At 62.3% G+C, this 14,581-nt stretch carries 10 protein-coding genes; 3 read left to right on the top strand and 7 right to left on the bottom strand.

Annotation, left to right across the window (positions count from 1 at the left end; genetic code table 11):
• Nucleotides 1–69 precede the first annotated feature (69 nt).
• From ACZ0AZ_RS05675 to ACZ0AZ_RS05660, 4 genes are read right to left on the bottom strand one after another with little or no spacing between them, the layout of a single operon-like run.
• Nucleotides 70–1,056 carry a lysylphosphatidylglycerol synthase domain-containing protein gene (locus ACZ0AZ_RS05675; RefSeq protein ID WP_039761925.1) on the bottom strand — a complete coding sequence of 329 codons (987 nt, stop codon included), beginning with the start codon at nucleotides 1,054–1,056 and terminating at the stop codon, nucleotides 70–72.
• Complete coding sequence (clsB, locus tag ACZ0AZ_RS05670) at nucleotides 1,053–2,327, bottom strand: cardiolipin synthase ClsB (protein WP_463537068.1); 1,275 nt, start codon at nucleotides 2,325–2,327, stop codon at nucleotides 1,053–1,055. Before clsB ends, ACZ0AZ_RS05675 begins: the two co-directional genes overlap by 4 nt.
• Nucleotides 2,324–3,121, bottom strand: a complete 798-nt coding sequence (locus ACZ0AZ_RS05665) for an endonuclease/exonuclease/phosphatase family protein (protein ID WP_310409112.1) — start codon at nucleotides 3,119–3,121, stop codon at nucleotides 2,324–2,326. The genes clsB and ACZ0AZ_RS05665 overlap by 4 nt, the downstream gene beginning before the upstream one ends.
• Nucleotides 3,118–4,044, bottom strand: a complete 927-nt coding sequence (locus ACZ0AZ_RS05660; protein WP_463537067.1) for a DUF72 domain-containing protein — start codon at nucleotides 4,042–4,044, stop codon at nucleotides 3,118–3,120. The genes ACZ0AZ_RS05665 and ACZ0AZ_RS05660 overlap by 4 nt, the downstream gene beginning before the upstream one ends.
• A gap of 291 nt (nucleotides 4,045–4,335) precedes the next feature.
• Between ACZ0AZ_RS05660 and ACZ0AZ_RS05655 the strand changes: the two genes are divergently transcribed.
• Entirely contained in the window at nucleotides 4,336–6,438 is a 2,103-nt protein-coding gene (locus ACZ0AZ_RS05655) for a mechanosensitive ion channel family protein (RefSeq protein WP_463537066.1), read from the top strand.
• A gap of 121 nt (nucleotides 6,439–6,559) precedes the next feature.
• On the opposite strand, the gene ACZ0AZ_RS05650 is transcribed toward ACZ0AZ_RS05655, so the two are convergent.
• On the bottom strand, nucleotides 6,560–10,846 hold the full coding sequence (locus ACZ0AZ_RS05650) for a DEAD/DEAH box helicase (RefSeq protein ID WP_463537065.1): 4,287 nt from the start codon (nucleotides 10,844–10,846) through the stop codon (nucleotides 6,560–6,562).
• Between the two features lie 302 nt (nucleotides 10,847–11,148).
• Here ACZ0AZ_RS05650 and ACZ0AZ_RS05645 point away from each other — a divergent pair, with 302 nt between their 5' ends.
• Both ACZ0AZ_RS05645 and ACZ0AZ_RS05640 read left to right on the top strand, forming a co-directional pair.
• Nucleotides 11,149–12,033, top strand: coding sequence for a sugar nucleotide-binding protein (locus ACZ0AZ_RS05645; protein ID WP_101160744.1), 885 nt, complete (start codon nucleotides 11,149–11,151; stop codon nucleotides 12,031–12,033).
• A complete protein-coding gene (locus ACZ0AZ_RS05640) occupies nucleotides 12,026–12,958 on the top strand; it encodes an NAD-dependent epimerase/dehydratase family protein (protein ID WP_310409120.1) in 933 nt (310 codons plus the stop codon). Before ACZ0AZ_RS05645 ends, ACZ0AZ_RS05640 begins: the two co-directional genes overlap by 8 nt.
• Before the next feature lie 183 nt (nucleotides 12,959–13,141).
• Here ACZ0AZ_RS05640 and ACZ0AZ_RS05635 read toward each other — a convergent pair whose 3' ends face one another.
• Together ACZ0AZ_RS05635 and ACZ0AZ_RS05630 are read right to left on the bottom strand one after the other, a co-directional pair.
• Complete coding sequence (locus ACZ0AZ_RS05635) at nucleotides 13,142–13,840, bottom strand: OmpW/AlkL family protein (protein ID WP_024014503.1); 699 nt, start codon at nucleotides 13,838–13,840, stop codon at nucleotides 13,142–13,144.
• 220 nt (nucleotides 13,841–14,060) lie between these two features.
• Complete coding sequence (locus tag ACZ0AZ_RS05630) at nucleotides 14,061–14,579, bottom strand: DUF3299 domain-containing protein (protein ID WP_024014502.1); 519 nt, start codon at nucleotides 14,577–14,579, stop codon at nucleotides 14,061–14,063.
• Nucleotides 14,580–14,581 lie beyond the last annotated feature (2 nt).

Here is a 14,581-nt window from a genome sequence, read left to right as displayed (position 1 = left end):
ACAGGTTGAGCGCATTTCAAATGTGGGAGCGAGCCTGCTCGCGAAAGGGCCATCAGCAGCAATGCATGGTCAGGAAGGTTTCTTCTCGATGCGCAACGCCTTGGCCTTGGCTTCCACCACCAGATACATCACCACCGTGATCAACAGCGGCAGCAGGAAATAAATCGCCCGATACGCCAGCAGTCCCGCGACCAGACTGCCCCGCGATGCCTCGTGTTGCAGCAACGCCACAAACACAGCTTCAAGCACACCCAGCCCCGCCGGAATGTGCGTGATGACCCCGGCAATCGCGCTGATCAACAGCACGCCCAGCACCAGCGGATAATCCAGTTTGCTTGGCAGCAGAGTGAAGATTACCGCCGCCATCAGCGACCAGTTCAACGCGCCCAAGAGCAATTGCAGGACCGCCATGCGCAGCGACGGCAGGTTGATTTCCACGCCGCGTATCGACCACTCGCGACGTTTGGAAAACTGGCACGCCGCCAGATACCCGGCGCTGACCAACAGCAACAACACACCCACCAGTTGCAGCGCATCACTGCTCAGTTTCCAGCCTGGCGGCATGCGCACCAGACCGCTGCTGAACACCACGCCGGCGATGGTCATGTAGCCGAACCAGTTGGTCGCCAGGCTCAAGCCAAGAATCTTGGCGATGTTGCCTTTGCTTACGCCGAGCCGCGAATACAGGCGATAACGCATGGCGATGCCGCCGACCCAGGCGCTGAGATTGAGGTTGAAGGCGTAACTGATGATGCCCACCGGCAGGATCTGCTTCCAGGTCAGATCTTGCCGAATGTAAGTGCGGCCGATCAGGTCGAAACTGGCGTAGACCAGAAAGCTCAGCAGGGTCAGGCTGGCGGCGATGATCAGTGTGCGCACTTTGAAATCGGCGAGTGTCTCCAGCACCTCGGCCCATTCGATGCGGGTGGCGAACATCGTCAACAGGACGATCAACGCGAGGAAAAACAGGAGGGTCAGCGGACGTTTCCAGCGGCTCCATTTCGACGGCGCCGCTGGTGCCGAATGGTTATCGGAGTGCACTTCGGAATGACTCATGGACGCGCACCTCGAAAAGGCTTCAGACGCGGTTTATGCGCCGGCAGCCAACCGGCCATGGCCGGGAAGTGCCGCAAGAAGTGGAACACCAGAAAGCCTACGGTCATGTGCCAGATGCGCCCACGCGGCAACAGCTTGGCATCCATGGCTTTGCAGTGGTTCCGGCTGAGGTCTTCGAGGCGTTCGTACAGTTGCTGATTGAACGCGCGATCGCGGATCAGCACGTTGGCTTCCAGATTCAGCGACAGGCTCAGCGGGTCGAGATTGCTCGAGCCCACGGTGCTCCAGTCATCGTCGACCAGCGCGACCTTGCCGTGCAGCGGGCGCTGGCAGTATTCGTGAATCTGCACGCCGGCACGCAGCAGATAATCGTAAGTCATGCGCGCTGCCAGTTTGGCGACGAGCATGTCCGGCTGGCCTTGCAGGATCAGCCGCACCTCGACGCCACGGCGCGCGGCGTTGCGGATCTCGCGCAGCAAACGGTAGCCGGGGAAGAAATAGGCGTTGGCGATGATCACCCGGCGCTTGGCCTTGCGCAGCACCTGCAGATAGACGTCTTCGATATCGGTGTTGTGTTGATCGTTGTCACGGAACACCAGGCGTACCTGGCCATCGTGATCGGTGAAGGCCATTTCCTCCAGACGCTGGCGCCGGCGTTGCCACCAGAACCGCGCGCGTCCGGGGCGACCGCTTTGCAGCAGGGCGAAGTGGTGGATATCGGCGACCACCGGGCCCTGGATTTCGACCGAGTAATCCTGCTTGGCTTCAGGGCCGAAATCGGCCAGATGATCGCCGGAAAAATTGATCCCGCCGATGAACGCGATCAAACCGTCGACCACCACGATCTTGCGGTGCAAGCGGCGGAACCAGTTGGTGCGAATGCCCAGGTGCTTGGGCGCGGGATCGAAGATCTGCAGATGCACGCCGGCATCGCTCAAGGCCGACAGATAGCCGGTGCTCAGCTCGCCACAGCCGAAGCCGTCGAGGCTGACCGTGGTGCGCACGCCACGCTGGGCGGCTTCGATGAGGATCTGCTGCAACTCGGCGCCAACCTTGTCTTCGAAGACGATGAAGGTCTCCAGCAGGATCTCGCTCTTGGCCGCGCGCATCGCTTCGAACACGCGGGGGAAATATTCCTCGCCGTTCTCCAGCAGCTCTACGCGGTTGTTGCTGTGCCATTGATACTCGACGTCAACGTGGCCGGGTTCGCGCACCGGCGGGTTCAGCGTGACCGGGTCGACGGCGGATTTCTCCAGTGGCGCACTGTTCATAGTTCAATCTCCACCGATAACGGTGCGTGGTCGGAAAGATGGGACCAGGGCCGGTTGGTCAATACTTTTGGCCGGCTGGCCTTGAGGTTGCGCACGTAGATGCGGTCGAGTCGCAGCGCTGGCAGCCGCGCGGGAAAACTGCGCGCCGGTTTGCCGTGGTGTTCAGCGAACACTTCACGCAGGCCACAGGGCTTGAGCTGCGCATCGGCACGCTGGCGCCAGTCATTGAAATCACCGGCGACGATCACTGGCGCATCGTCGGGCAGTTCGGCAAGGCGTTGCATCAGCAAATCCAGTTGCGCATTGCGATGGCTCTCGCGCAGGCCCAGATGCACGCAGATCGCATGCACTTCGGTACCGTCACCGGGCAGGCGCAGCACGCAATGCAACAAGCCGCGGTTTTCATGGCCGCTGATCGACACGTCGAGGTTGTCGTGGCGGATGATCTGGAATTTCGACAGCAGCGCATTGCCGTGATCGCCCGCCGGGTACACCGCGTTGCGCCCGTAAGCGAACTGGGGCCAGAGGCTGTCGGCGAGGAACTCGTATTGCGGCATCGTCGGCCAGTTGTCGTAGCGTTTCGGATGCTGCTCGTGGGTGCCGTGCACTTCCTGCAGAAACACCACGTCGGCGGCGACGCTGCGCACCGCCTCACGCAGCTCCGGCAGAATGAAACGCCGGTTCAGCGCAGTGAAGCCTTTGTGGGTGTTGACCGTCAGTACGGTGAAGGTGCGCACCGAGGGCGCAACCACGGAGCCTTCGTCGGTGAAACCGACCGGTTCGGGAATGCTCATGACAGAACTCCTTCTGCGGCAACTTGCCCGGGAGTCGTGGCCAGGTCTTTATCGAGGTCGAAGCGCTGCAACAGGTTGCGTGCGTCGTAGGGCGCGCGGACTTTGATGTCGTTGTCGAAGTAGCAGAACACTTCGCGGGATTTGCGTGCGCGGGGTTTCAGGCGTGGCGCTATCAGGTGGGCGTCCTGTGGCTGTTTACCGTGATACCAGGCGTCGATGCGCTCGGCCCAGCGCTCGAGCGCTTGTTCGGAATAACCGCTGGCGTAGAGCTCTTCGGCGCCGTGCAGGCGCAGGTAGACGAAGTCGCTGGTGAGGTCTTCGCGGTACGGCCATTTGCCGGCGGTGTCGGCGACCACCAGTGCCACGTTATGGCGCTTGAGCAGGCGTACGAACTCCGGGTCGATGAAACTCTCATGGCGGATTTCCACGGCGTGGCGCAGCGGCTTTTTGCGCCAGGCTTTGACGCTGGCGTGGCCGGGCATATGGGAATCGTGCTGGCGGGCGAGGGCTGCTGCGGCTTGGGTGTCGTGGGGCAGTTGCGCGAGAAACTGGTCGAAACGCTCGGCGTCGAATTTGAAGTTTGGCGGAAACTGCCAGAGGATCGGCCCGAGTTTTTCCTTCAGCTCCAGCACGCCCGAGGCAAAGAAATTCGCCAGCGGTTTTTCGATTTCGCGCAAGCGGCGCACGTGGGTGATGAAGCGCGGTGCCTTGACGCTGAACACGAAGTCATCAGGGGTTTCGGCGTACCACTGGGCGTAACGTTCGGGGCGTTGCAGGGCGTAGAACGATCCATTGATTTCGATGCTGTTGACCGCGCGGGAGGCGAACTGCAATTCGCGCTTCTGCGCCAGTCCCTTCGGGTAGAAATCCCCGCGCCACGGGGCGTAGCGCCAGCCTGAAATACCGATGTGTATCGTCGCCATCCCATCCTCCCGTAGAAAGTCCTCGTGTTGCCGATGTTCTGTGATGACTGCGCCGGGGGCGGGAAAGTTTCGGTGGCGTTACGGACGGTCGCGATTAGAAATTGCTTGCGATTCATTGTGGGAGCGAGCCTGCTCGCGAATACGGACTGTCGGTAAATGATCCGTTGACTGAGCCAGCGCTTTCGGGAGCAGGCTCGCTCCCACAGGGGCTGTGTGTGGCTCTGGTCGCTGAACTTGCCGCGCAATTACCGATCAGTTCCTTATCAGGGTCAGCCACGGGAGATCGGAGTTTTGCGCCATTTCAGGATCGCCATTGTGCTGGGAGCGCTGCTGTGCTTCAGCGTCAACATATCGCAAGCCGCCGCGCTGCCGGGCGTTCCAGCTCCCGCTGAGACGGCGGAAAAACCTGCCGAACCGGAACCGCTGGTGCAGGGTGGCCTGCTCGGGGCGATCAGTACGAGCATCGACGATGTGCAGGAAAAACTCGATCTCAACGAACACCTGGTCGATGCCTGGCGTCTGCGCGCCGACCGCGCGGCGGATGAGGTCGACAGGCTGGTCAAGCAGCCATCGAACCGCTCGGGCTGGAGCGTGGCCGGGGATTTCCTCACGCTGTCGGGAGTCTGGCTGGGCAGTTTCGCCCTGCTGACGGTGCTCGGCAGTTTGCTGGCCAAGCGTCTGCGTGAGGGGCGCTGGCTGCGCACCCGCCAGCGCAGTCAGGATCTGCTCGGCTACGTGCTGCCGTTCACCGTGCCGGCGCTGATCTGCCTGCCGCTGACGCTGTATGTCAGCCATTTTCTGCAAGGTTCGGTGGGGCGGGCGCTGGCGCTGTGTCTGGCTTACGCCACCAGCAGCGGGATTTTTTCCACGTCGATGTTGCTGTGCGTGGTGGTGATGTTCAACGTCGGCCACAAGCGCACCGCCGCGCGAATCATCCGCGAATACTGCCCGCGCCCGCTGTTCCTGATCGGCTTTCTCGCCGCCCTCAGCGATGCCCTGACCAGCCCGCAGATCGCCCGGCAACTGGGCGGCAATATCACCAGCAGTATCGCGGTGTTCACCGGGCTGATCGCCTCGGTTATTTTCGGCTTGCTGGTGATTCGCCTGCGCCGGCCGGTGGCGCACCTGATCCGCAATCGCCCGTTGACCCAGCGTTTGAAACAACCGTCGCTGCAGGAGTCGCTGCGGATATTTTCCGGGCTGTGGTATTGGCCGATCGTGCTGATGGTGCTGGTCTCGGCGGTCAGCCTGATCGGCATCGGCGAGGACAATCAAAAAGCCCTGCGCTGCGCCTTGTTCACCACCGTGCTGCTGATCGCCACGGTGTTCCTCAGCACGGTGTTGCAGCACCTGTTCAAGTCGCGCAAGGCTGAGGCGATCCAGCGCAGCAGTGCTTACAAGGAACGCTTTCTCAGTCTGCTGCATGCGTTGCTGCGCATCGTCATGGCGATTGTGTTCATCGATATTCTCGGGCGGATCTGGGGCGTGTCGTTGCTCGATTTCGCCCAGAGCAGCACGGTCGGCCGGGCGATCAGCAATGCCTTGAGCAGCATCGGCCTGATCTTCCTGGTGACGTGGCTGCTGTGGGTGGTGCTCGACACGGCGATTCAGGAAGCGCTGAAGCCACCGGTCAGCAAACGCGGAGCACGCCAGCCGAGCACACGGGTGAAAACCATCCTGCCGCTGTTGCGCAACGCGATCAAAATCATCCTCGTGGTGATCTGCGCGATCACCACCATGGCCAATCTCGGCATCAACGTCGCGCCGCTATTGGCCGGTGCGGGGGTGGTCGGTCTGGCCATCGGCTTCGGTTCGCAGCAACTGGTGCAGGACGTGATTACAGGCCTGTTCATCATCATCGAAGACACCCTGTCGATCGGCGACTGGGTGGTGCTCGATTCCGGCCACGCCGGCACCGTGGAAGGCCTGACCATTCGCACCTTGCGCCTGCGTGACGGCAAGGGTTTTGTGCATTCGGTGCCGTTCGGTCAGATCAAGGCTGTGACCAACCAATCACGCCAGTTCGCCTTCGCGTTTTTCTCGGTGCAGTTCACTTACGACACCGATGTCGACAGAGCCATCGAGCTGATCCGCGAGGCCGGCGATTCGATCCGCGAAGACCCGTTCCTCAAGTACAACCTGCAAGGGCCGCTGGATGTGTTTGGCGTGGACAAAATGGATCTCAACGGCGTGGTCTTGACGGCGCAATTCCGCACGGTGTCCGGTGGGCAATATGCGGTGAGCCGCGCGTTCAACCAGCGCTTGAAGAAGCTTGTGGATAACACACCGAATGTGCATTTTGCGCAGACTTATCCACAGCAGGTGTTATTGCCGAAGCGGCAGGAGGAGGGGGCGGTGGTTGCGGGTGAGGTACCGCAGGAGTCGCGGACCTGATCTAGATTTTGCGTTGCATGTCCCGGCCTCATCGCGGGCAAGCCCGCTCCCACATTGGTTTTGTGTACGCCGCAGAACCCTGTGGGAGCGGGCTTGCCCGCGATGAGGCCAGAACAGACCCTCAATTGCGGATGAGTTTCCTGCCTATCTGCTCAACGACCACCTGATCCCATTCCCCCCAGATCTGCGGCTTGCCCGCAACCATAGCGGCCACCGGCACCCCATCGCGATACACCAGCCGATTGCTCACCAGCGCCGGCACTTTCACCCCGGGCAACAACGTCCCGGCCAGATTCAGCGGATCAGCCCCACACACCGCCACCAGGCTGCCGTCCTGCGGGCGTCGGCGTACTTCGCGCAGCAAGGGAATGGCTTCGGGCAAGGCAAACTGCTCGCCAGCCAGACCATTGACGAACCGCCCGCCACGAATCTCGCCCCGCGCTTCCAGACGATGAAAGGTGCGCAGCAATTCCCGCCAGCTCGGCAGCCAGTCCGCTTCGCGTTCCAGCAGACGCCAGAACACCACGCCGTAGCGGCGCAGCAGGGTCATGGCTACATGTTCGAGCGTCTCGGCGGCATCGGCTGACGAACCTCGGCGCAGCAATGCCCAGCGCCCGGCATCGTCCATGCCGCCGATAAACGCGCCGCGCCCGCGTCGGCTACTGCGCTGCTGGCGCTTGCTTGCAGGAGTGATTAGCGCACGCAAGCCGGCGAAGCTGTCGGCATTCACCAAACCTGCGGCGACCAGTTCCTGCAAGGCGATTTCCAGTTCGCTGCGCAACAGGCGCGCTTCATGAATCAACTCATCGAAAAACAGCGCGCCATGCTGACTCAGCGCCTCGAAGACTTTCTGTGTTTTCGGCGATAACTCGCTCACTGGTGTCTGTTCTGCCAATGCACTCCACAGACCCACTTGGCTGCGCGGCAGCAGCACGATCGGCGTACTGCGCAATGCCGAGCCGCTGACCTTCTGCCGCGCATTGATGCGCGTCCACACCAGTTTGCCGTTGCGGCACAGTTCATCCAGCCAGCTCGGCGAATAGTCCTTGAGGCGGGCCGGCAGGATGTCGCTGTCCCACGCCGAAGCTGCCGCCGGGTAGCCTTCGAATTGGCCGACAATCGCCGGCAGCACCGCACTGCCCTGACCTTGGGTGGCCGGCGTCAGATGCTGCCAGTCGAACAGAAAACGCATGAAGTCCTGCAATGCCACCGGTTCGATTTCCCGGCGCAGGCGCTTGACCGTGTAGCGATGGATGCGCGCCAGCAGATGGCGTTCGCACCATTCTTCAATCGCGCTGATCGGCGTGAACTGGCCGCGCAACACATAGCCTTCGCGTTCCAGTTGCGCGAGGGCCTGATTGACTTGCGCGGCTGGCAGCGCGAGCGGTTCGGCGATGGCGGGCAACGGGATCGGGCCAAAGGCGCCGAGGCGGGCGCGGATCACTTCGACCAACGCCTCATCGAATGCCCACGTGTCGTCGAAGCCGGGCAGCACCACCGCCTCAGTCAGCAACGTCGCCTGTGGATAAAGAGCTTGTAGGCAACTCAAGCGTTCGCGGGCCAGCCATAACTGATGCTCGGCGTCGATCTGCAAGAGGCAGGCGCGGCCGCTGGCCATCAGCGTTTGCAGCCAGTCCGGCCAACCCGCGTTGGCGCGGGCTTCGGCGTCGCTGATGCCGGCGAGGCTCATCAGCGCTTCGTGCATTTCATCCATGGAATTGGGCGACGGCCAGGCTTCTTCGCGCACTGCGGTGATCGCATCGGCGTCCAGCGCGCCGAGATCATCGGTCGACTGCGGATCGCTCCAGCGTCGATTGATCACCGCTTGCGTGCGGCGTTCCTCCAGCGGCGCGTCGTCGAGAAACGTGTACGGCCGGGCGCTGAGGATTTCTGCCGCCAGTGGTGACGGAGCAGGCAGATCACGGGCGATCAGGCGCACCTCGCCACGCTCCATGCGCCGCAGCAGGGTCAGCCAGCCTTCGCTGTCCATGGCTTCGTGCAGGCAATCGTTGAGGGTCTGTTCTACCAACGGATGATCGGGGACTTCACGCTCGCCGGCGAGGTTTTCCAGGCAGGCGATCTGGTCGGGAAACACACTGGCGATCAGGTCTTCGCTTTTCATCCGTTGCAGTTGCGGAGCGACTTTGCGCCCGCCGGTAAAACGCGGCAACGCCAGCGCCACCCCGGCATTCCAGCGCCAGCGCACGCCGAACAATGGCGCATCAAGCACCGCTTGAATGAGCGTGTGTTCAGCGCTGTGGCTGTGCAGGTAACGCCAGACTTCATCGAGCTCGAAACTGTGGCTGGTCGAGAGCGACAAGACGATCGCGTCTTCGCTGGCAGCGGCCTGCAACTCGAAGTTGAAGGTGCGGCAGAAACGCTTGCGCAGGGCCAGGCCCCAAGCGCGGTTGATGCGGCTGCCGAACGGCGTGTGAATGATCAGTTGGGTGCCGCCGGACTCGTCGAAAAACCGCTCCATCAACAGCGTGTCCTGCGAGGGCAGGGCGCCGAGGGTTTGCCGTGCGCGCGCCAGATATTCGACCAGTTGCTCGGCGCTGGCGAGGTTGAGGCCGAGTGTAGTGGTCAGCCAGTCGAGCGCCGGTTGCAGATTGCCCGGGCTGGCGCTGAGCAGCTCATCGAGTTGCGCTTGCAGGCGCGCGACGGCCGCCGACAGTTCATCACTGCGCCCCGGCGCTTCGCCGAGCCAGAACGGAATGGTCGGCGGCATGCCCTGCGCATCCTCGACGCGCACCTTGCCGCTCTCCACGCGCAGGATGCGATATGAGGTATTGCCGAGCTGGAACACGTCGCCAGCGATACTTTCCACGGCGAAATCTTCGTTGACGCTGCCGATGTTCAAACCCTGCGGTTCGAGCAGCACGCTGTAGTCGGCATTGTCCGGGATGGTGCCGCCGCTGGTCACGGCGGTCAGCTGCGCACCACGCCGGCCACGCAAGGTGCGACTGACGGCGTCGCGGTGCAGGTAGGCGCTGCGGATGCCTTGGCGGCCGTTGTAACCCTCGGCGAGCATGCTCAGCAGGGCCTGATAGTGTTTTTCGTCGAGATCGCGATAGGGCCAGGCACGGCGGAACATCGCCAGCAAGGCGTCCTCCGACCATTCCTGGCAACTGACCTCGGCAATGATCTGCTGCGCCAGCACGTCCAGCGGCTTTTCCGGAATGTGCAGCGTATCGAGCTCGCCCCGGCGCACGCAGTCGAGCAGGGCGGCGCACTCGATCAGGTCGTCGCGGGTGGTGGCGAACAAACGACCCTTGGGCGTGCCGCCGACCTGGTGTCCGGAGCGACCAACCCTTTGCAGAAACGCGGCAATCGAACGCGGCGAACTGATCTGGCAGACCAGGTCGACTTCACCGATATCGATGCCCAGCTCCAGCGACGCGGTGGCGATCAGTACCTGCAACTCGCCACGCTTGAGGCGCTGTTCGGCGTCGAGGCGAAACTCTTTGGCGAGGCTGCCGTGGTGCGCCGCCACCGCCTGCTTGCCGAGGCGTTCGCTCAGATGGCGGCTGAGGCGCTCGGCAAGGCGTCGGGTGTTGACGAAAATCAGCGTGGTGCGGTGCTCGCGGGCGAGTTCGGCGAGGCGGTCATATACCAGTCCCCAGACATCAGTGGCCATCACCGCCGACAACGGCACCGGCGGCACTTCGATACCCAGGTCTCGCGGGCGGGCGTGGCCGATGTCGACGATTTCGCAGGGGCGATCGTGACCGACCAGAAACTGCGCCACGGCTTCCACCGGTTTCTGCGTGGCGGACAGGCCGATGCGGGTCAGCGGTTCGGCGCACAACGCTTGCAGGCGTTCCAGGCTCAAGGACAGATGACTGCCGCGCTTGCCGGCGGCCATCGCATGGATTTCGTCGATGATCACCGTGCGCGTGGTGCCGAGCATCCCGCGCCCGGATTCCGAGCCAAGCAGCACGTACAGCGATTCCGGGGTGGTGACCAGAATGTGCGGCGCGGTCTTGCGCATGGCGGCGCGGTCTTTCTGTGGCGTGTCGCCGGTGCGTACGGCGGTGGTGATGGTCAGCTCCGGCAGGCCCATTTCGCGCAATTGCCCAGTGATGCCAGCGAGCGGATTCTGCAGATTGATCTGAATGTCGTTGGACAGTGCCTTCAACGGTGAGACATAGACCACCAGGGTTTCGGCGGGCAAACCGTCAGGATGCTCCAGACCTCGGTGCACCAGCTCATCGAGCACGGCGAGGAACGCGGTCAGGGTTTTCCCCGAACCGGTAGGCGCGGCGATCAGCGTCGACCGGCGCTGGCGGATCAACGGCCACGCACGCGCCTGAGCGGCGGTGACCGCCGGGAAAGTCTTGTTGAACCAGGCGCTGACGGCGGGGTGAAAGCCGGCCAGCGCGCTGTTGGCAGGGAGGGGCAGATTCATGACGGAAGTTATGCGGGCGGAGGCGGGAAGATGCAAGTACCGCTGGGGATCTCAGAGACAGTCAGGCCCTTATCGTCGGCAAGCCAACTCCCACAGGATTAATGCCTGGCACAAAACCTGTGGGAGCTGGCTTGCCAGCGATGAGGCCGGTTGCCTCAACACAAATCCCCGCATCTACACTTTACGGATGACGGTTGCGCACTAAACCCGCAAAATGCAACGATTCCGGCAATTATCGACGACGGTTCCACGAGCTCCGTCGCTAAAGCCATTGTTCCAATCAGACTGGGCCTGCTGACTCTATGCGAATGCGCCTTATGTTACTGGGCGGCGGAAATGCCCTTGGGCAGGCGCTGATTCGCCTCGGTGCGGAAGAAGACATCGGTTTCCTCGCCCCCCGCCCGCCCGAAAACGGCTGGGATGCCGCGAGCCTCACCCAACTGCTCGACGACACCCGTCCCGATGCGTTGATCAACCTCGCCTACTATTTCGACTGGTTCCAGGCCGAAAGCGTCAGCGAAAGCCGCATGACCGGCCAGGAACGCGCCATCGAGCGTCTGGCCGAGCTGTGCCAGCACCACAATATTGTCCTCGTGCAGCCGTCGAGCTATCGCGTGTTCGACGGCTCACGTGCTACCGCTTACAGCGAAAAAGACGAACCGGTGCCGCTGGGCCTGCGCGGTCAGGCCTTGTGGCGCATCGAGCAAAGTGTGCGCGCGACCTGCCCGCAGCATGTGCTGCTGCGTTTCGGCTGGCTGCTCGATGACAGCGCGGACGGCACTCTCGGACGCTTCCTCGCCCGTGCGGAAAAACCCGAAGAGTTGTTGCTGGCCGATGATCGTCGCGGTAATCCGACTCCGGTCGATGACGCCGCACGGGTGATCATCTCCGTGCTCAAGCAACTCGACTGCGCCGCGCCGCTGTGGGGCACTTACCATTACGCCGGCCATGAAGCGACCACACCGCTGGCGCTGGGCCAGGCGATTCTCACCGAAGCACGCAGCCTGCATCCGCTGGCGATCGAAGCACCGACCGCGCAGGCCCACGCCGCGCGCCCGGACGCCGCCGAAGAACCGCAGCACGCGGTGCTGGCCTGCAAGAAAATTCTCCACACTTTCGGGATCAAGCCGCGCGCGTGGCGTGCCGCCCTCCCAAGCTTATTGGACAGGTTCTACCGACATGGCTGAAGGAACGGTTTTAATCACCGGCGGCGCCGGATTCATCGGCTCGCACCTGAGCGATGCCTTGCTCGCCAAGGGCTATGCGGTGCGTGTGCTCGACGACCTATCGACCGGCAAACGCAGCAATCTGCCGCTGGACAATCCCAAGGTCGAACTGGTGGTCGGCGATGTCGCTGATGCCGCATTGGTCGCCCGCGCCATGCAAGGTTGCAGCGCTGTTGCGCATCTGGCGGCGGTGGCCTCGGTGCAGGCCTCGGTGGACGATCCGGTGAAAACTCATCAGAGCAATTTCATCGGCACCCTGAATGTCTGCGAAGCCATGCGCCTGACCGGGGTCAAGCGTGTGGTGTACGCCTCCAGCGCGGCGGTGTACGGCAACAATGGCGAGGGCGAGTCGATCGACGAAGACACGCCGAAGGCGCCATTGACTCCGTATGCCTCGGACAAACTGGCCGGTGAACAATATTTCGATTTCTACCGTCGCCAGCATGGCCTGGAACCGGCGATCTTTCGCTTCTTCAACATCTTCGGCCCACGCCAAGATCCGTCCTCGCCGTATTCCGGGGTGATCAGCATTTTCAGCGAACGCGCGTCGAAAGGTTTGCCGATCACCGTGTTTGGCGATGGCGAGCAGACTCGGGATTTTCTTTATGTCGGTGATCTGGTCGATTTGCTGGTGCAGGCGCTTGAAAAACCTGAAGTGCAGGAAGGTGCGGTCAACGTCGGTTGGAATCAGGCGATGAGCCTGAAGCAGATGCTCGAAGCATTGAAATCAGTGGTCGGTGAACTGCCGCCCGTGAGCTACGGGCCGGCGCGTTCAGGTGATATCCGCCATTCGCGAGCCGATAACCGACGCTTGCTGCAGCGCTTCGAAATGCCGCCGCAGACGCCGATGAGTGTGGGCTTGGCGCGCTTGCTCGGGCGCGGATGAAACAAGCTTTCGGAAATGAAAAAGGCGCCCTTCATAAGGCGCCTTTTTCACGGCCGGAATATCGATATCCCTGTGGCGAGGGAATGTTATCCCCCGATCAACTGCGTACGGTCGTCGTCAGGTCTGAGCCTGCCCGTCACCAGGCCTCATTCACCACCACGTGAACGTTCGGTCAAAGTCAGCTTAGAACTTATAGCCCAGGCCGACCATGTAGATGAACGGATCGACATCCACATTCACCCGTGCACGGGTGCCCGGTGCGACGGCGTTGTTCTCGACGGTCGCGCGGGTGTCGATATCGATGTAGCGCACCTGGGCGTTGAGCATGATGTTGTCGGTGATCATGTAGTCGGCGCCGACCTGCCAGGCCAGACCCCAGGAGTTTTTCGCCTTGAAGTTGCTGAAGCCATTGGCGCTGGCTTCGCTGCCGACGTGTTCGTCGTAGATCCAGGTGTAGTTGATGCCGCCGCCGACATAGGGCTGGAAAGCCGATTTCGAATCCAGCGGGTAGTAGACGACGCTGAGGGTCGGCGGCAGGTGCTTCAGGGTGCCGAGCTTGCCGTTGGCGGCGGGCAGCGCGGTGCCCTTGAGCTTGACATCATGCTCGAACGGCGTGGCTGCCAGCAGTTCGATGCCGATGTTGTTGGTGAGCATGTAAGCGAAGTTCAGACCCAGTTGGGTGTCGCTGCTCATGGTCGCCTTGCCGCCCAGATTGGTGCCGCTCAGCGGGCCCTGATCGACCTTGACGCTGGAGCTGTCGGCCTTCGGGTTGACAGTGATCGCGCCAGCGCGCACAAGAATGTCACCGGCTTCGTGGGCGTGGGCGAGCGGGGCTGCGAGCGCGAGGGCAAACAGCGGGGCGCTGAGCAAGGACTTGTTCATGGGGGCTCCGAAAGGACATAAAAATTCGATGTCCTAGGGTACGAAGCCGTCTGATACGGTGTTTTGACTCAGCTCAATGAAACAGTGAAGGGGCGGGGTTTTGTGGAACCTTTGAGGGCCTATTCGCGAGCAGGCTCGCTCCCACCTTGGAATGTGATCACCTGTGGGAGCGAGCCTGCTCGCGAAGACGATAGACCAGCCAATACAAAACTACCGGGACTTACTCCGGCAGTTCATACGCATAAATCTTCTCCGCCTCCATCTGATACCCGGCATCGGCCAGTTCACTGCTCGAGGCTTTCACCTGCAACGGTCCTTCAACCCAATACGGCTGATACAGCTCATCGAGCTTCACACCGAGTTCGCTTTTGACATGGACGATCTGGTTCGACGGCGGTGGCGGTACGTGGATGCAGGCGCCGAAATACGGCACCAGCAAGAAGTCGGTGGTGCGCCCCTCCTCGCTGACTTCCAGCGGCACGATGTAGCCGGGCAGGCGAATGTTCTGCCCGTCAAGGCTCTTCACTACCGGGGCATTGGGCATGTCCTGCTTCGCCGCTGGCGCGGACTCGGCGGAAAGCGCGTCGCCCATCTTCGACAGATCGTGCAGCGGGGTCATGTTGGGTACTTCCGGCGCGGCGTCCGGCGGGATCATTTCCGACCAGGTCAGGTCTTTCGGCGCCGCCGCCCACACGGGCAGGGCGACCAGCATCAGCAGCGCAAGCAGGGCGCGGGGCATGG

Source organism: Pseudomonas sp. AC239 (genome assembly GCF_979258545.1).
This window is presented reverse-complemented; position numbering and strand designations above follow the sequence as displayed.